The organism is Thermodesulfobium sp. 4217-1 (assembly GCF_039822205.1).
Taxonomy (GTDB): Bacteria; Thermodesulfobiota; Thermodesulfobiia; order Thermodesulfobiales; family Thermodesulfobiaceae; genus Thermodesulfobium.
In genome coordinates, this window is record NZ_JBAGBW010000020.1 from 1 (window position 1) to 17,415 (window position 17,415).

19 protein-coding genes and 1 pseudogene are annotated in these 17,415 nt (G+C 35.2%); 2 read left to right on the forward strand and 18 right to left on the reverse strand.

Annotation, left to right across the window (positions count from 1 at the left end):
* From V4762_RS07725 to trxB, 4 genes and pseudogenes are all read right to left on the reverse strand, one after another.
* Positions 1-592 (reverse strand): sensor domain-containing diguanylate cyclase (locus V4762_RS07725; protein ID WP_347315211.1); only part of this gene is annotated, 592 nt, incomplete at its 3' end.
* A 188-nt stretch (positions 593-780) separates the two neighbouring features.
* A complete protein-coding gene (locus V4762_RS07730; RefSeq protein ID WP_347315212.1) occupies positions 781-1,236 on the reverse strand; it encodes a J domain-containing protein in 456 nt (151 codons plus the stop codon).
* 374 nt (positions 1,237-1,610) lie between these two features.
* Positions 1,611-1,786: pseudogene (locus V4762_RS07735) on the reverse strand (transposase); the annotation flags it as partial.
* Between the two features lie 117 nt (positions 1,787-1,903).
* The gene (gene trxB / locus V4762_RS07740; RefSeq protein WP_347315213.1) at positions 1,904-3,493 is read right to left on the reverse strand and encodes a thioredoxin-disulfide reductase; all 1,590 of its coding nucleotides are present in this window, start codon (positions 3,491-3,493) and stop codon (positions 1,904-1,906) included.
* A 95-nt stretch (positions 3,494-3,588) separates the two neighbouring features.
* Here trxB and V4762_RS07745 point away from each other — a divergent pair, with 95 nt between their 5' ends.
* On the forward strand, positions 3,589-3,753 hold the full coding sequence (locus V4762_RS07745) for a hypothetical protein (RefSeq protein ID WP_199919701.1): 165 nt from the start codon (positions 3,589-3,591) through the stop codon (positions 3,751-3,753).
* A 1-nt stretch (position 3,754) separates the two neighbouring features.
* Here the strand turns inward: V4762_RS07745 and V4762_RS07750 are convergent, their stop codons facing one another.
* From V4762_RS07750 to tyrS, 11 genes are all read right to left on the reverse strand, one after another.
* Positions 3,755-4,816 carry a radical SAM protein gene (locus tag V4762_RS07750; protein WP_347315214.1) on the reverse strand — a complete coding sequence of 354 codons (1,062 nt, stop codon included), beginning with the start codon at positions 4,814-4,816 and terminating at the stop codon, positions 3,755-3,757.
* Between the two features lie 125 nt (positions 4,817-4,941).
* Positions 4,942-5,976 (reverse strand): radical SAM/SPASM domain-containing protein, encoded by a 1,035-nt coding sequence (locus V4762_RS07755; protein WP_347315216.1) that lies wholly within the window; start codon positions 5,974-5,976, stop codon positions 4,942-4,944.
* Positions 5,970-6,812: a 2-oxoacid:ferredoxin oxidoreductase subunit beta gene (locus V4762_RS07760; RefSeq protein WP_347315217.1), complete on the reverse strand. Its 843-nt coding sequence runs from the start codon at positions 6,810-6,812 to the stop codon at positions 5,970-5,972. The genes V4762_RS07755 and V4762_RS07760 overlap by 7 nt, the downstream gene beginning before the upstream one ends.
* Positions 6,799-8,511 carry a 2-oxoacid:acceptor oxidoreductase subunit alpha gene (locus V4762_RS07765; protein WP_347315218.1) on the reverse strand — a complete coding sequence of 571 codons (1,713 nt, stop codon included), beginning with the start codon at positions 8,509-8,511 and terminating at the stop codon, positions 6,799-6,801. Before V4762_RS07765 ends, V4762_RS07760 begins: the two co-directional genes overlap by 14 nt.
* A gap of 121 nt (positions 8,512-8,632) precedes the next feature.
* On the reverse strand, positions 8,633-9,523 hold the full coding sequence (locus tag V4762_RS07770; protein WP_347315219.1) for a 5'-3' exonuclease: 891 nt from the start codon (positions 9,521-9,523) through the stop codon (positions 8,633-8,635).
* The gene (gene ruvB / locus V4762_RS07775; protein ID WP_347315220.1) at positions 9,507-10,466 is read right to left on the reverse strand and encodes a Holliday junction branch migration DNA helicase RuvB; all 960 of its coding nucleotides are present in this window, start codon (positions 10,464-10,466) and stop codon (positions 9,507-9,509) included. Before ruvB ends, V4762_RS07770 begins: the two co-directional genes overlap by 17 nt.
* The gene (ruvA, locus tag V4762_RS07780) at positions 10,463-11,047 is read right to left on the reverse strand and encodes a Holliday junction branch migration protein RuvA (RefSeq protein WP_347315221.1); all 585 of its coding nucleotides are present in this window, start codon (positions 11,045-11,047) and stop codon (positions 10,463-10,465) included. Before ruvA ends, ruvB begins: the two co-directional genes overlap by 4 nt.
* A complete protein-coding gene (locus tag V4762_RS07785; protein WP_347315222.1) occupies positions 11,025-11,501 on the reverse strand; it encodes a crossover junction endodeoxyribonuclease RuvC in 477 nt (158 codons plus the stop codon). The genes ruvA and V4762_RS07785 overlap by 23 nt, the downstream gene beginning before the upstream one ends.
* 23 nt (positions 11,502-11,524) lie before the next feature.
* Positions 11,525-12,328, reverse strand: a complete 804-nt coding sequence (locus tag V4762_RS07790) for a YebC/PmpR family DNA-binding transcriptional regulator (protein ID WP_347315241.1) — start codon at positions 12,326-12,328, stop codon at positions 11,525-11,527.
* A gap of 23 nt (positions 12,329-12,351) precedes the next feature.
* Positions 12,352-12,777 (reverse strand): dUTP diphosphatase, encoded by a 426-nt coding sequence (gene dut / locus V4762_RS07795; protein WP_458646951.1) that lies wholly within the window; start codon positions 12,775-12,777, stop codon positions 12,352-12,354.
* A gap of 2 nt (positions 12,778-12,779) precedes the next feature.
* The gene (gene tyrS / locus V4762_RS07800) at positions 12,780-13,961 is read right to left on the reverse strand and encodes a tyrosine--tRNA ligase (protein ID WP_347315224.1); all 1,182 of its coding nucleotides are present in this window, start codon (positions 13,959-13,961) and stop codon (positions 12,780-12,782) included.
* Positions 13,962-14,080: 119 nt separating this feature from the next.
* On the opposite strand from tyrS, the gene rpsT reads away from it, so the two are divergent.
* Complete coding sequence (gene rpsT / locus V4762_RS07805) at positions 14,081-14,374, forward strand: 30S ribosomal protein S20 (protein ID WP_347315225.1); 294 nt, start codon at positions 14,081-14,083, stop codon at positions 14,372-14,374.
* Here rpsT and V4762_RS07810 read toward each other — a convergent pair.
* From V4762_RS07810 to V4762_RS07820, 3 genes are read right to left on the reverse strand one after another with little or no spacing between them, the layout of a single operon-like run.
* Complete coding sequence (locus V4762_RS07810; RefSeq protein WP_347315226.1) at positions 14,340-15,203, reverse strand: hypothetical protein; 864 nt, start codon at positions 15,201-15,203, stop codon at positions 14,340-14,342. The two genes, rpsT and V4762_RS07810, sit on opposite strands and share 35 nt — an antisense overlap.
* A gap of 8 nt (positions 15,204-15,211) precedes the next feature.
* Positions 15,212-16,837, reverse strand: a complete 1,626-nt coding sequence (locus tag V4762_RS07815) for a ComEC/Rec2 family competence protein (RefSeq protein WP_347315227.1) — start codon at positions 16,835-16,837, stop codon at positions 15,212-15,214.
* Entirely contained in the window at positions 16,834-17,412 is a 579-nt protein-coding gene (locus V4762_RS07820) for a ComEA family DNA-binding protein (RefSeq protein WP_347315228.1), read from the reverse strand. Before V4762_RS07820 ends, V4762_RS07815 begins: the two co-directional genes overlap by 4 nt.
* Positions 17,413-17,415: the final 3 nt, after the last annotated feature.

Below are 17,415 nucleotides of genomic sequence, written 5' to 3' on the forward strand. Positions count from 1 at the left end.
TCTTTAATATTTCATCCCCTTTGTTATGCCCGAACGTGTCGTTAAAATGTTTAAAGTTATCTATATCGAACATTATTGCCCCAAAAGAACATTCTGTTTGAGATATTTCTTTGAACTTATCTTCCAGAGAAAATCTATTACATATTCCAGTTAGAGAATCCGTTTGAGCTTTATCATCAAGTTTATCCATTCGTTTAAAAAGGTCTGTAATATTAAAAGCGCTAATGAGCAAAAACTTTTTTCCACCCTGTTCGAATTTAAGCATCCTAAATTTTGTGCGAACGAAAGTTGATTTTTTTATTCTCCTAAGCCTTATGTATTTTTTACCAAAATCACTCTCGTCTAAGTTATTTAATAAAATGTTCATATATTTATTGAAATAATCAAAGTAATTTGGGTCTAAAAGAGTAAGAGGGTCTTCTAAGCCAAGTATCTCTTCTATTTCTAAGTTTACTAGTACAGAGAAATATTTATTAGCAAATATTATCTTATTTATCTGTGCATCATAAATACAAAAACCTACCTCAATATTTTCAAAAATAAACTTGAAATTATCTAAGCTCAGATCAAGGCTGTTTTCTGTCTTACACACCAGGCTCCCCTAATTAAAAAAGTTTATAAACAAATAGGAAAAACAATATTTGATATTATATCACAATTCTTTTTATCTTTAAGTTATAGTAAAAAAATAATTAATAAATAGCTTTTAATTTTTTTAGCAACAAATTAGACTTACAATGATACCTTAAAACATCTTCCAGCCTCTTTGCTAATTATTTATTATTTTTTTTCAGAAATAATTTTTATTAATTTAGCTATAATTGAAAAACTTTTTAACTTTCCAAAATCAATAATTAACTTTTTTATTTCCTCTTTCTTTTTTGGATTTGATTCATCTAAAAGAATTTTATATATCTCTTCAAACAAATTATCTAATCCATGTTCGTGCATTTTGCTTTGAATAGTTCTTAAAATTTCTGATGTATGCTCGATAAGGTCACCCTTTGTTTGAATTTCTTGGTAAAAACCAAAACGATTGTAATCTTGTCTCTTTATAGAGTTTGAAAGTATGAAATAGGCTTCATTTATTAACTTCATTTTTTCTTCTGCATTTGGATCAGTTTGGTTTATATCTGGATGATATTTTTTTGACAAATTTATATAGGCTTGTCTAATTTTTTCATATGTTGCATTTCTACTTAAACCCAATATTTCATAATAATTTTTGTCGAACATAAAATCTCCCTTTAAGTATTTTATATACTTAATAATTAATGCATTTCATAATGAAAATATTATAAACCCTAAATAAAATTAGAAAATTGATTTTAGTAACGATTAAGTACTATTTTTTTCTGTAAAATCGTCTTATGACAGAATCAATTATGGTTGGCCTTATTTCAAAATAATAAATCTTACTTATTCGATGTCAAGAAAAGTTCTTTTTTCCTCTAAATTATTTTTCCATATTATACCCTCCATATTCTTTTTAGATTTAGTTTAGATATACCTTAAATACAATAGCTGTAAAGTAAAGTGGGTTATGCGATATTAAATCTCTTTGATAGATAGATTCTACTTGTTAAAGTCAATTCAAATTTGCACTTCCATTACCAATATTCATCCATATCAAAGTATTTATAACCTTTAGACCATAATTCATCTTGCTCCATTAAAAGTGCACCTATTAGCCTTTTGGCTGAAGTCTCGTTCGGAAATATGCGTTGTATTTTTTTCCACGGCATATTTCTTCGTTTAAACATTCAACGCTGTTTGTAATACTTAGTTACTATCGTCTAATAGTTTTTTCTCAAAAAACCTAAACTATGTATTCCGAATTAATTAAGCTTTTAGAGGGCTATTCAACATATCCCTCTAAAAATAAAGAAAATTTCAAATTATTTTATTTTTTCAGCCAATAAGGCGACAATATATCTTCAAATGCAGATGTGGCAGCTATAGCGCCCCTTGAGACTGCTACTACAATTTGTTTTTCCCCTCCTACTATATCGCCTGCTGCGTATACTCTGTGAACGTTGGTTCTCATTTTTCTATCGACCTTTATATAGCCCTCTTCGTCAATCTGAACGCCTAAGTCCTTTGCCAGTGAATTGTTTGGCATATAACCAACTGCTACAAACAGCCCATCAAGGGCAATGGTCTGCTCTTCACCTGTAATGTTATTTACAATCTTAATAAACTCAATCGAATTTTTCCCTAAGATTTCTTTTACCTCGCTGTTCCATATAACCTCTATTCCAAGCTTGAAAAATGAATCTTGAAGATATTTTTCAGCCCTTAGAGTATCTCTTCTATGAATAAGCGTTACGTCAACTCCGACATTTTTAAGATATATTGCATCAGTTAAAGATGTATTTCCTCCTCCTACGAGAAATACCTTCTTTCCTTTATAAAAATATCCATCACAAAGCGCGCAGTAGCTTACTCCTTTGGCATAGAAAGAATCTTCACCCGGAACGTTTAACTTTTTCTTGGAGGCACCGCTTGCTATCAATATTGCCTTTGATTTATATGAGCCATCGGATGTGATTACTTCAAAATAATCCTCTGCTTTATTGATCTTTTTAACTTCCTCACCAATACTGATATTCACATAATTTAGTGCATGCTGCGTCAAGATATCTACCAAAGATTTGCCAGTGATGTCGATGAATCCAGGATAATTTTCCACCTGAGGAGTAGTCAGTACTTGACCTCCTACCATCTCACCCTCAAAAATACCCACAGAAAGTCCTGATCTTCTCGCGTATATTGCAGCAGAAAGCCCTGCAGGACCTGCCCCTACTATTGTTAAGTCAAATTCTTTTGCCTTGTCTTTATCGTTGTGAAGTAGTTCCTGAACGTCCTTGCCTATCAATGATAGTATAAATTCTTCATTTGACTGAAGGCCTACTGCTACCTGTTCATTATCTACATAAGTAACTGGCACAGATCTAATAGCCTTTTTTTGAGCAATATCTTTATTTTCAAATATTTCTACTATTCTTGTCTTGATATTTCTGTTAACCGCACTTGCGCTAATGGCCATAATAGCTTGTTGAGGACAATATGGACAGGTAGGGCTCACATAAACCTCTACAACTGTTTCTTTTTTCACGTCGCTAATTAACGAAATATCTTTGTCAGCCAGGAATTGTTTAGCTCCAGAAATAACTAAAATAGCGTTTACCAATGTGTGGGCCTCTTCCCCAATAGGCGTTCCCACGAATATTGCGTCAAGCTTTTCGTCGTCAAATATAACTATAGGGCACTTTATTTCTTCATCTATAAGATTTGAGGGCAAGTCACTTTTTGATATAAACTGAACTGAAATTTTCTCTGAAACTTCTGGCAAAACCTCAAAAATTTCTTTAGTATATTCATAAAATTGATCTTTTACCTCTGGCAAAAAAACCTTTATATTTACATTGTCCTTCAATATCACGAAGCTCTCTTTTAAAGAATTTTTTACCTTTTCGTCAATAATTCCCATATTATCACTCCTTTTTTATATTAATAAACATATTTCAATTTTATACTTAAAATGTTAAAATTTAAATAATAAAAATTATTATCAGGGAGGAATCTATGCCAAAATCAATTAGAGCTATTATGTTAATTACCGTAGCCATACTTTTGATAGTGGCTTTTTCATTTCCTTTTAGTCTTTACGTGAGAATTATTAGCACGTTGTTTTCAATATTCTTTATATATGTAGCGCTTTTCAAACCAAACATTTTTGAAAAATTTTAAGTCAAAAGATGCACTGAGGATCTTCATCTAAATATCTATCCTCTTCTCTTGTCGATAGAGCGAAACATACCGCCCTGCAGCCTCTACATTTCATAAATTCAGAACATTCCTTGCATTTTCCGAAATAATTTTCTTGATCCCTGAGCTTATTTAATACCTCAGAATTAGCCCATATCTCCCTAAATGAATCCCTTCTTAGATTACCAAGAGGGATCTTTAACCTCCTGCAAGGAACAACCGTTGCATCGCTTAAAACAGTTATCCCTGCAAATCCTGCTGCGCAACCGCCAAAACCATATGTTGATTCACAATCGATGTATAAGGAAGCGATCGGATCGCCTGTGTTTACTTTAAAATCAGAAATCTTGTTATTTTCCTTAACAAAATTATAAATCGATCTCAACTCTTCTTTGCTTAATATTAAATCCTTGCTATCTTGCGAGTGCCCAGTTGGGACCAGCCTTGAGAAGACCAGTCCACTAACTTGCAGACTTTTGGCAACTTGAAATAGATCCTGAAAAGATTCATAGTTAATTTTAGAAATTGTAGTGTTCAAAGTTACGTCAATTTCATTTTCTATAAGGTTATTTATGCCGATAACAGCTTTTTCAAATGAACCTTGACCCCTAATATAGTCATGAATTTTTTCAGGACCATCCAGACTGACCTGTACCGCAGATACGTGATAATCCTTAAGCTTTCTTGCGACATCTCTGTCTATCAGAGTAGCATTGGTAAGTATATAGTACTCTATGTGTTCTTTAGAAAAAAAATCTAAAATCTCTTCCCAATCTCTTCTTACAAAAACCTCTCCCCCTAATAAATTTATATTGGGCAGAAAAGTGATTTGCGACTTCTCTGCCCAATCATGAACTACTTCAAATATTTCTTCCGTGATGTCTTCAATTTCTTTCAGACTCATCTCATCGGATATTTCATTTTCTTGATAACAGTGCCTGCAGTTCAAATTGCACCTTTCAGTGATGTGTATTTGAACTGTAAATGGAACACTCATATTAGCTGCCAAACTGACAGCTGCACGATCTCCTATCAGCTCTTTCACTTGCGGCAGACTTTTCCAGAACCTTTCTTAAGATTATCCTTAATCTTATTCCAGAAGTCTGTCTCTTTTTCAAGAGTCTTCTTATCAAACTCTTTCTTCATTTTTATCACCTCCTTTGTTATCCATTATTTTATCAAAGACTCAGCGAAAAAGCACTGAGGGTCTTTGTCCAGCCAGCCCTGTTTATCTTTTGACAAAGAATACGCTATCGCCCTGCAACCCCTGCATATATTCCAATACAGGCAGCTGTTGCAGCCATTTTTATAGCTGTCCTTTTCCCTTAGAGATAGCAATACTTCATTATCAGACCAGATTTCTCTTAGATCATCTTTCAGTATATTTCCTAAAGAAATAGGCATCCTTCTACAGGGTACTATCTCGCCATCAGATAGAACTGTTATGCTTGAGAATCCAGCCGAACAGCCGCCTACAGTATCTATCTTATCTTCGAACTCGTCATCCAGCACGCAAACTCCAAGGGGATCCTCTACCAACAATTCAAATGATGTTATATTTTTTGATTTCAATGTCAAATAGAATTCTTTCAGCTCTGAACTTGAAAGCATATCGTCGTGCAGCTTTGAGCCGCTGCCAATAGGGACCAATCTTGAAAACCCCAGTCCATCCACCTTCCACTCATTTGAGATATCTATCAAGTCATCTAAATTTTTATGATTTAGCTTTGATATGGTAGTCTTCAAAACTACCTTAAAGTTCTCTTCCTTCAGAAGTTTTACTGATTCTTTAACTTTCGCAAAAGTGCCCTCTCCTCTAATACTATCATGGGTATCCTTGCATCCTTCCAAGCTTATCTGAAATCCATCAAATCTAAATTTTTTTAAATTAGAAATCATATCTTTATCAATGAGAGTACCATTTGTAAGAACGTATGGCTCAATATCAATCTCATTTAAAAATTTTACAATATCAAAAAAGTCCTCTCTTAAAAAGGGCTCGCCACCAGTTAGCTTTATTAGAAGGGGGATCTCAATATCATATTTAGCCTCCCATTCTCTGATTAAATCTTTACTGTATGTGAAGAATCTTTTCCAATCGTCGAACTTTAGTTCACTTATTTGATTTTCTTGATAACAGTGCTTACACCTGAGGTTACACCTCTCTGTAAGATGAGCCTGAATAAAAAAGTCAAACTTTAACATATCAGAGACTTTATGTCAGGAAAATTTTGCATTGAAACAAGTGTATTATCTCTTATTACGGGCATATTTTTTTCAAAAGTTGGCCTTGAATTAGAATAAAATACCCCAAGTGGAATTTTGTCTCCAAATTCTTGAGATTTTTCAAATGCCTTGAGTTTGTCATTAAGCTCGTAATCAGCACTGAATTCATAAATTCTGTTTTTATACCAGTCAAAGCTATTTACTTTATTGAAGCTTACGCATATTTGAAGTATATCCACAAGGGCGAATCCTTCGTGCATTATAGCCATCTTCATAATCTCTTTAAGGTGATCCAGTCTGCCAGAGAAGCTCCTTGCTACAAATGAGCAATCCATCGCAATAGCCAATGCCAGAGGATTCAGAGGTTCAGAAAGTGCTCCAAAAGGTTGGGCCTTTGTATGTCTGCCAAATTCTGTGGTGGGAGACGCCTGCCCCTTGGTGAGGCCATATACTTCGTTGTTGTGGACGAAAAGCGTTATATTTGGATTCCTTCTGAATGCGTGCAAGAGATGATTTCCGCCTTCTCCATAGGTATCCCCGTCTCCTCCAAAAACTATTACCTTTTGTTTGTGATTGGCCACGCTAACGCCAGTAGCTACTGGCAGAGATCTTCCGTGTAGACCGTTGAAACCATTGCATTTTAGATAATGTGGCATTTTGCTCGACTGACCTATTCCTGAAACCAACGTAATTTCGTGAGGATCAAGCTTTAGCTCGAAAAGGGCTTTTTTAAAGGCGTCTAAAATTCCAAAATTTCCGCACCCTGGACACCAGGCAGGGCTTATACCGTTGTCAAAATCCTTATATGATTGCATATATACCCTCCAAAACCTCGTCGTAATTAAAAGGCCTACCGTCAAATTTTCTTATGTTATTAGAAAATTTTAATCTATATTCAGATTCGATCAGTTTTTGAAACTGTCCAGAGGCGTTATTCTCGATGCATATGGTTATGTAAGCGTTGAGCATCTTATTTAGAGCTTCTTCAGAGTTTTCTCTTAGCGGGAGTGGGAAGATCTCGCTGTAGTGTATGGCGCAGATTGACAATTTTTTGTTGTTCGCAATTTCTTTAAGTATTCCAAGATTTGACCCAAATCCAACCAATACTATCTTAGAATTTTTATTGCCATAGATTCTTGGAGGGGACATCTCTTTTCGAATGTTTTCAATCTTCCAAAAGTATCTCCTCTCCAGCTGTTTCTTTCTTACTTCGCCATCTTCAGTTATGTGACCCTCTTCGTCGTGCTCATCGCTATCTGTAAATACCAACTGTTTGCTGTCTCCTGGAACAGCTAATGGGCTAAGTGGATTCTCCTTATTAAGATCTAAAAATTTATGTCTTTTGTAATCCTGATAGCTCTCAAATTCTGCCGATCTGAGCCTATAGTCTTGATTTTTCAGATCAATTTTTAGATCTTTTTCATAAGAGTACAAAGAATCTACCAGATGCTGATCCGTCAAAACTATAGCGGGTATCTGATATTTTTCAGCTAAATCAAATGCCTTGTTTGTAAGAAGAGCGCACTCGAGCGGATCTCCAGGCGCAAAGACGACTTTCGGAAAGTCTCCATGCCCCGCATGTATTGCATACAGCAATTCTCCCTGTTCTGTTCTGGTTGGAAAACCTGTTGCAGGACCGGGGCGCTGGGAAAGAAGCATCACTATCGGTGTTTCTGTCATCCCAGAGAGAGATAGGGCTTCGTTCATAAGGGCAAAGCCTCCTCCAGATGTGCCTGTCATTGCCCGTACACCCGCAAAAGACGCGCCAAGAGTCATGTTTATAGCGCTCAATTCATCTTCAGCCTGTTCAACTACAATGTTATACTTTTCAGCATTTGCCCCCACATACTGAAATACCCCTGTAGAGGGTGTCATAGGATAAGCTGAATAAAATTTGCAGCCTGAACCTATAGCTCCTATGCCTACTCCTTTTACCCCATCCAATAAAATCTTGCTATCGCTGTTAGAAGGCGCCAAACCTATTTTCTTTTTTATATCATAAGTATATCCAATATTTATTGCCTTCATATTTTGAGCTAATATCTCTTCTGACTTATCAGAGAAAATATCTTGAATAACTTTATAGACATATTTCTTATCAATCGAAAATATATTTGATACCAGCGCAAATGATAGAACATTTTCAAATATATTTTTAAGTCCTGCATCCTTTAGCATCCCCCTGAAGGGGCAATTTATAAATCTTTCATCTGATTCAGATTGCTTTAGAGAATCAGCGTCATAAATTACAATGCCGCCCCTCTGCAGCAAATCTTTATACTCTAAGCCTCTTTTGTCGAATGTAAGGATTAAGTCTAAGAATTTTTTAGGCGCAAAAACTTCATCTGTGCCAAAAGTTATCTGATAAAAGTTGTGACCCCCTCTTATCCTTGATTCATAATCCTGAAAGGAGAAGACGTTATAGCCCAAAGAGCTAAAAAGTCTTGAAAAACCCTCTCCTGTAGTTTGAATGCCCTGACCTGCTTCACCGCATATTCTTATAGTATAATTCACACACAACCTCCCTATAAGTTATATATAAATGATAGTCTTTTCCAACCAAATAATCAAGTAAATTTCTAATAAATTATTTTATTTAGCAAAAAAACCTTATAGTAAGTTTAAAAATTTAAGCTTAACTGAAGAGCTTTTTAAGAATACTTTTCAGCTCCAGCGTTTCCAGAAATTTTCTAAGTGAGATCTTTTGATCCTCTGTGAGATCCTCCCATGGCTTTTCTCTGATGTCAATTTCCATTGAAATGTTTGTGTCCAGCAGAGTTATAGACTTATAAAAAAGAATTTTATCTTTATTTTCGTAGATCAATTCTTTATATCTCTTATTCTTGAGCCGATCAATATTTTGCAACAGCTCTTCTACGGTATCAAATTGTTTCAATATCTCAATAGCCGTCTTTTTCCCTATCCCCTTCACGCCTGGAATCTCATCAGAAGAATCTCCTGATAAAGCCTTCATATCTACGATCTGAATCGGATTAATTTCAAATTTCTCTAAAAATTTATATAAATCGTATTTCTCTACCTCGCTAATGCCCTTTTTCATAATAAGAACCTTTATATTCTCGTTTATCAGCTGCAAGAGATCAAAGTCTCCAGTCAGTATCAAGGCATCACAATCTCTCTCTACAACTTGTTTTGCCATACTGGCTACAATATCATCGCTCTCATATCCGGGCATTTCATAAAAGTCTATGTTAAACAGCCTTAAAAATTCTTTTATTAATAAAATCTGTGAAATTAGAGATTCTGGCATTTTAGGCCTTGATGCCTTATATTCTTTGAAGCTTTCATGTCTAAATGTCTTCTCAGGGGAATCAAATGCTACAAAGACCGAATATGGCTCCTCTTCTTTTATTAGCTTCAAGAGTATATTTATAAAGCCATAGAGGGCATTTGTAGGTATGCCGCTCGAAGAATTTAATTCTGGAATAGCATAATAAGCTCTATAAATTACCGAGTGTGCATCGATAAGACAAATTGATCTATCGGTGTCAAATAGATTTTTCACAATAAGTATTATCCAGATAATTTATAGCATTCTCAGTTAACACCCTTCCCCTTGGGGTTCTCTGAACAAAATCAATCTTCAAGAGATATGGCTCACAAAGGTCTTCAATTGTCTCAGCGCTCTCGCCTAAAAACTGAGAAATATTATCTATCCCCGCAGGACCGCCCTTGAAAATGTCTTTTAGCGCGCGTAGATACTTTCTATCAAGGTCATTTAAGCCCAGGTCATCAATGTTTATGATTTTTAAGGATTCTGCTGCTGCTATTACATCTATTGACTTGATTTTGTTAACCTGAACATAATCTCTGACTCTTCTTAAGAGTTTATTTGCAACCCTGGGGGTAAATCTCGATCTCTTTGCTAAGAAATTGGATGCCTCTTCTTCAATCTCTAACTCCAGAAATTCAGCAGATCTTTTGATAATAGAAGAGAGCTCTTCTTCTTGATAGAATTCGAAATACCCGTGAATTCCAAACCTGTCGATAAGTGGAGAAGAAAGCGAGCCAGGTTTTGTGGTAGCGCAGATTAGCGTAAATGGCGGCAAATTTAGGCGAACGCTTTGCGCGCCAATTCCTTTTGAAACGCTTATGTCTACGATATAGTCTTCCATCGATACATACAGTATTTCTTCAAGGTTTTTTGGCAATCTGTGGATCTCATCTATAAATAAAACGCTTCCATCTTTGTCAATGGACGTTAAGAGTCCCACAAGGTCTATTGGCTTTTGCAATGCTGACGCTATAGCAAATTTAAAATTTTTACCCATCTCGTAAGCGAGTATAGATGCTATAGTTGTTTTGCCCAGCCCAGGAGGTCCAGATAACAGTATGTGATCTAACATCTCATTCCTGCTTTTGGCAGCCTCCACAGAAATCTTCAAAAGTTTTTTTATATTTTCCTGCCCTATATATTCATCAAATGATTTTGGCCTTAATACGTTCATCTTATCCTTTGGATAGCCATAGTGATAATATCCTCGCTCTTAAGAATGTTTATGTCTGGAATATCTTTCAATGTATCAATTACCACTTCCTTGGCCCTTTGAAAAGTTACTCCCAAAGAGACCAGCGCATCTACTGCTAATTTTGCTTTATCGTCAAACTTTACATCAGAAAACTCTGGGAAACAGCCCTTAAGCTCATCGAATATTCTTTTTGCAGTCTTCTCGCCAACTCCAGGAATGGACTTTAGCGAATTTACCCTATCGTTTTTTAGATCGACTATCAACGTGGGATTGGTCTTGAAAGAGGATACTATTTGCAACGCCAGCTTAACGCCAATTCCGTGAATTTTCAAAAGTTTTTGGAAGCTCTCAAGATCGGGAATTGACTCAAAACCAAATAGCTGTTGTGACTCTGCGATAAATTGATGACTTATATAAAATTCTAAAATATCGCCTTTTCTATTCTTGTTCTTTTCAAAAAGATATGGAGGGAGCTTTATCAAATATCCCAAGCCGTTATTTTCAACAATTATGCTATTTTCTACAAAGCCAAGTAAATTACCTACTATATATGCTATCATTGTCTGAATATACCAGCGCAAGAGCAATAGCGTCCGTTACATCATCTCTGAGATTACTAAAATCAGATCCCAATATGAACTCTACAGATTTCCTAACCTGTACTTTATTGGCAAGACCATTCCCAGAAATAAGACGCTTTACCTCTTTCGGCGTGTATTCCCTATATGAAATATTTTTTTTGCTCAAAACCAACTTTATTACTCCTCTACCTTCTGACACGTCCATAACTGTTTTTTGATTCTTAAAATAGAAAAGCTTTTCGACAGAGCAGGCATCAGGACTATACTTGTCCACAATAGAGCTCAGCTCATCAAATATAGCGCACAATCTTTCATCCTGAGTGCGATTGTAAATCTGTATCAAACCGCAACTTTCCAAAGAAATACCCTGGTCCTTTTTTACGATTGCATAGCCTATATCGGCTACGCCAGGATCAATTCCCAATACTATCATAATTTAGCTTTCATAAGAGATTGCTACTCTTCTTTCTCAATTTCCTCCATTATGTTCTCTGGGATATCGAAATTAGCATATACGTTTTGGACGTCATCGTGCTCTTCCAATTGCTCCAGGAAACCAAGAACCTTTTTTGCTTCTGAAATATTGCTAACTTGTACATAAGTAGATGGAACCATTACTACTTCACAATTTACTATATTGAAATTAGCATCTTTTAGTTTACCTTGAACCTGATAAAGATTTTCTGGTTCAGTAATGACCTTAGTTTCTCCGTCTCCCTGTTCTATATCTTCGATTGCAAGGTCTTCGTCAAGAGCCAATTCCATAATTTTTTCCTCGTTTTCGCCCTCAACAATGATCTCGCCTTTTCTTGAAAACATCCAGGCTACAGCCCCTGCGTCAGCCATATTTCCGCCAGATTTTGAGAAAATTTTTCTAATCTCTGGAGCAGTTCTATTTTTATTGTCGGTCGTTACGTTCATTAGGACTGCAATGCCTAAAGGACCGTAACCTTCATAGACCATTTCTTCATAGTTCGCTCCGTCGTTGAGCTCGCCGGTGCCCTTTTGGATCGCCCTCTTGATGTTATCAGAAGGCATATTTACGCTCTTTGCCTTTTCAATTGCAATTCTCAATCTTGCATTAGCTTCTGGACTGCCGCCGCCTGTCCTTGCAGCAATCGTAAGCTCTCTTGCAAGCTTAGTAAATACCTTGCCTCTTACAGCATCTTCTTTAGATTTCTTATGTTTAATATTAGCCCACTTGGAATGTCCAGAAATAATTCCACCTCCAGAAAAATTTATAATTATAGAATAGGGAATTTTAACAAATTATACCAAATATTTCAAACGCCTGTGTGTCCAAAACCTCCAATATTCCTTTTGGTTTCGTCTAATTCAGTAAAAACAAATTGTGCACCGTAAATCTTTTGAAACACCATCTGCGCTATTCTGTCATAGGGATTGATAGTAAATGTATCATTTCCCAGGTTAATCAAGATTATCTTTACTTCGCCTCTATAGTCAGAATCAATTGTTCCAGGACTATTTAAAACGAAAACGCCCTTTAGTGCAAGGCCGCTTCTTGACCTTATTTGCGCTTCGTAACCAGTAGGTATCTGTAGCCTAATCCCAGTCGATATTAACCCTATCGCGCCTTTTAAGATTTCAACAGGACTATCGATAAAGGCCTTTATATCATATCCGCTACTGCCTTCTGTTTTTCTTTCTGGCAGACATCTCTTGTCTGATAGTTCAATTCCAATATTAATCATTAGACTATCCTTGCAAAAATTTTTCTGCCCACTTTCAATTTAAATTTGTCCTTTTTAACTATAAACTTCTCATCATTTATAGCTTCTTCGTTAATCTCTATTGCTCCCTGAGCAAGAAGTCTCTTCCCCTCGCTCGTGCTCTTTAAGAGTCCAAGATCGACCAAAAGCTTTGGCAGCCATACCTCATTTTCACTTTCATAGGGCCATCTGTACTCTGCAGCATCATCTGGAAATGATCTTTTTTCGAATGCAGTCTCGAAATTTTCCCTTGCCTTTGCAGCATCTTCCTCAGAAGAATACCTTTTTGTGATGTCAAAGGCTAAAACCTTTTTTATATCTTTTGGATTCTCATATTTTTTAAACAGCACAGAAATTTCATCTTCTGTAAAATCGGTAAGCAAGATAAAATATTGTCTTAACAGCTCATCTGGCATTGACATCAGCTTACCAAATATCGTATTTGGCTCTTCAGCAATGCCGACATAATTTCCAAGGCTTTTGCTCATTTTTTGCTTTCCGTCAAGGCCTGCAATAATAGGCATAGTAAGACACACCTGAGGTTCCATTCCCATTTTCTCCATTAGATCTCTGCCTATCAGGAGATTGAACGTCTGGTCTGTTCCGCCAAGCTCCACATCAGCATTGATAGCCACCGAATCGTATGCCTGGAGCAAAGGATACAAGATCTCATGAAGGCTGATAGGTTCGTTTGCTTTCAATCTCTCTGAAAAAGTCTCCCTTTCAAGGATTCTGGCGACAGTAAACTTTGCACTCAGTTTTATCAACTCTTCAAGGCTTATTTTTGACAACCATTCTGAGTTATATCTAATGGTAGTCTTTTCTTTGTCCAATATTTTAAAAGCCTGAGTTTTGTAGGTTTCAGCATTTTTATTGATTTCTTCTACGTTTAGGGCTGGCCTAGTCTTTGATTTTCCAGTCGGATCGCCGATCAAGGTAGTGAAATCACCAATAATTAATATTACTCTGTGCCCAAGGTCTTGAAAACTCTTTAGTTTACTAAGCACTACGGTATGCCCCAGATGTAGATCGGGAGCTGTAGGGTCAATACCCAGCTTAATATTTAGCTTTCTACCTGACTTAATCTTTTTTTCAAGATCGTCAAAAGGTATAATTTCTTCAGTGCCTCTTTTAATTAACTTAATCGATTCATCAAAGTTCAAAAAAAACCCTCCTTTCAAAGTTACACAAGGAATGATATCATATACAAGACAGACTTTAAATAACATGTTATAATTTACATTCGTTAAAAATTTTAGATAAGGGAAAATGGAGGAATTATATGCCAGTTACAAGAACCGCTACAAGAGAGTTAAGAAAAAGCTTAAGAAAAAAACACCATAACCAATCGGTAAAATCTGCCACCAAGACTAGCATCAAAAATTTTGAAAAATTGTTGCAAGTTGAAGCCACAGCAGAGCAAAGAGAAAAGGTTTTAGATCTCTTTAAGAAAGCAGTAAGCTCTGTGGACAGATTGGCGAAAAACAATATCTATGATAAAAATAAAGCTTCTAGAAAGAAATCCCAACTCCAAATAAAACTCAATAACTTTTTAAATCAGAAAACAGAGTCTTAAGAACTAAATTTAAAGAGTCATCGTTGGACAGAAGGCCAGACTTCAGTTGACCTTCTGTTTTTATTACTCTTAATAGGACTTCACCTATCCTTTTAGGAGTAACTTTTGTGTATTGGATGTGCTTTAGCTGCCAGGCTTTGCTAGGATCTGATTTTAACAGGTTGCGGTATTTTAAATTGAAATAGCCCAAGAGCAAATCTTTTTTTAGAACCTCTATCAGAACAAATACTTCTTCTGGCTTAACATTAAAAATTGATATATCGCTGACAGTCTGACCTTCAAAAAAATATTTTGATATATCCCATATCTTTCTTGATTCTGATATGGAAGATTCTGAGCCTAAAAATATTTTCAAAAGTTCATTTTTCGTCCATTCATAGTTTTTATCGTATCCGTTGTAGATGTCTTTAGCAATTTTTTTATCAAATTTAAATTGATATTTACTAAAAAAATTATTTAAGCCTGCATTTACAAAATTGAGATCTTCTTTATAAACTTTTATCCCCTTGTTTTCAAGGCCTTTCAGGGTCATAGCATTAATTTTTTCACACACAGCAAATAATTTTTTATCATCAGACGCCTTTAACTTTAGGATTAACTTAGCAGTATCTTTTGTAATCTCAATAGTTTTAAAATAAATATGCTCTTCCCCAAACAATGAAGATGAGCTGAAATTGTTCATCATATCTTCTACATTGTCTACCTCGACAATATTGATGTCTTGTTCGTGAAAATATGGTACAAGATAGTCCTGCCATAAAGAAATATTCCCCACAAACAGGTTCTTTAAGTCGAAATCTAAGATATTTTTTCCCTCAGCCTTTTTCATTTTTACCTCTACTTATTATTATATGAATCTGGATAGATTAATTCATAATCACGATAGATTTTAACTCCATCTTTCTCGCACAATACAATTACATCTTTCAACGGTTTGAAAATCTGATTGGTTGAAATAACAAACTTACTGGTAGGCGTTTTTACGCTGCAATTTTCAATTTGCTTATAAAATTCGAAACTTCCTTCACTGGATTGTAAAATTATACCCTTTTTATCATTATATACTTTTATGTCGTCAGGTTTGAAGACCATCAATGAGAAAAACACAGATCCTAAGAAAATATAAAAAATTACAGAATTATATTTGTTGAAAATTATTAAGAACAACACTAAATAATATAGATAAACGCTAAATGCGGGTATTTTGGCGAAAAAGACTGAAGACAAGGGCATATTTGACCAGCCTTTGATTATATAGATTACTATATCTGTCATGTATGTGACAAAATGACCAATATATTGTGAAAAAATACCAGAAATAGTCATAAGAAAGCTCAATATAAATCCTATAAGTATAAATATTTCTAAAAAGGGCGTAATGAAGATATTTGTAAACAACGCAAGAAGGGAAAGGTTATTAAAATAGTTTACTATAGGAGGAAATAAGAATATAAATACTGAGAATGATAGTATAAAGAGCTCTGCTATATAATTATGTACGTTTAGTTTATTTCTTATCTCGCTTGCGAAAAACATTGCAAATATACACAAAAATGTTAATTGAAAACTAATATCAAACAGTGAAACAGGCTCGAATATAAGAAGCAATATTAATGCTAACAAAGTTAAGTTAAAAGATGAATAGTTAAATCTAAATAGCTCTGCTAATGCGACAAACAATATCAAACAGCCAGCTCTCATCACAGGCGGATCAAGGCCTACATTTAAACAAAATAGCGATGTGAAAAAGGATATTATAACAAAAGACATGACAGGATTCATCGACATTCTCTTCAGAAAGTAAAAGAACATAGAAAATATCATCGACACCTGAGCTCCAGACACCACAAGTATGTGTAGAAGTCCAGTGCGGTTAAAAGCGTTATAAACTTCTTTGGGCGGCTGAAAAAGATCGTCCCCATATAGCATTGCGCCAAAGACCATACCCTCTTGCTCTGAAATATTTTGTCTTATAGCATTTTCAACATACTGTTTAAAAAATAACTTGTTGTTGGAGCTATTTTTCTCAATTCTTGTCGCCAAAATAATAGAATTGCCAAGTGACTCTCCGTCAATTGTAATATTATCTCCTTGTTGAAAATTGGTTTTTCCTCTAAAGATGACTCTTTCAATCTTGGAAGCAAATGGATCTGGGCTATGAAGATATACTTTCAGCAAATTATTTTTTTGATTTATTACTGTAGCGGTGAAGAAAAAGTTTTTATAGCTAAATTTAGTTAGGTCTTTAGAATAAGAAAGAAACAAGCCGCTAAATAAGAGTAATGTGGAAATTGTAGTTATTAATACATAAAATTCCAGCCTTTTAAATTCAAATGATATTAATAAAAAAAGCATACAGGTAAAGATATAAGCCAAAAGTGCCAAAATTGAATAGTTGTAGTAAAAAAATATGCCTGCGCAAAATGAAAAAGAAGGCAAAAGTAAAGGATATCTCCAAATCAAAAGGTTATAAAACCTCTTAACTTCTCAATCTTTGAACTTGAAAAATTTAATCGCTGTTTAAAGTCCTCTAAATTAATAAACTTCGACTTATTTCTTTCATCGATTATCTTTTCTGCAGTAGCCCTTCCAATGCCAGGCAAGGAATCAATCTCTTCCAATGACGCCAAGTTTACATTCACAATTGTTCCATGTGCTGACCCAGAGCTAACGAATGGCACTTTGATAGTCTGATTTTGCCTAAGCTTCTTGTTTAGCGCCAACCCTGATGTGTCGGCGCCCTCAAGACAGCCCCCTGCAACTATTATAAGATCTTGAACCTTAGATCCATAGGGAACCTGATAATCACCAGGATTCTTTATAGCCCCCTTTATATGAACAACTATATCTTTTTCTGCTGTAGTAGAGTTAATTTTTACCTTGCTGCTCTTGCTTTTATCATCATATTGATTGCTTTGATTATTTTGTGTCTCGCCAATAGGATTTACAGGATTATTCGATCCCTGGCTAAAACCCCAATAAGCCACGATAGAGGCTACAAATATCAATGATAATATTAGAGATAGCTTTTCTTTCATGTC

Coding starts and splice junctions, on each gene's coding strand:
- V4762_RS07730 (WP_347315212.1), bottom strand. CDS start 1,236: ATGTTCGACAAAAATTATTATGAAATATTGGGTTTAAGTAGAAATGCA.
- trxB (WP_347315213.1), bottom strand. CDS start 3,493: ATGGGAATTATTGACGAAAAGGTAAAAAATTCTTTAAAAGAGAGCTTC.
- V4762_RS07745 (WP_199919701.1), top strand. CDS start 3,589: ATGCCAAAATCAATTAGAGCTATTATGTTAATTACCGTAGCCATACTT.
- V4762_RS07755 (WP_347315216.1), bottom strand. CDS start 5,976: ATGTTAAAGTTTGACTTTTTTATTCAGGCTCATCTTACAGAGAGGTGT.
- V4762_RS07760 (WP_347315217.1), bottom strand. CDS start 6,812: ATGCAATCATATAAGGATTTTGACAACGGTATAAGCCCTGCCTGGTGT.
- ruvB (WP_347315220.1), bottom strand. CDS start 10,466: ATGAACGTATTAAGGCCAAAATCATTTGATGAATATATAGGGCAGGAA.
- ruvA (WP_347315221.1), bottom strand. CDS start 11,047: ATGATAGCATATATAGTAGGTAATTTACTTGGCTTTGTAGAAAATAGC.
- V4762_RS07785 (WP_347315222.1), bottom strand. CDS start 11,501: ATGATAGTATTGGGAATTGATCCTGGCGTAGCCGATATAGGCTATGCA.
- rpsT (WP_347315225.1), top strand. CDS start 14,081: ATGCCAGTTACAAGAACCGCTACAAGAGAGTTAAGAAAAAGCTTAAGA.
- V4762_RS07810 (WP_347315226.1), bottom strand. CDS start 15,203: ATGAAAAAGGCTGAGGGAAAAAATATCTTAGATTTCGACTTAAAGAAC.
- V4762_RS07820 (WP_347315228.1), bottom strand. CDS start 17,412: ATGAAAGAAAAGCTATCTCTAATATTATCATTGATATTTGTAGCCTCT.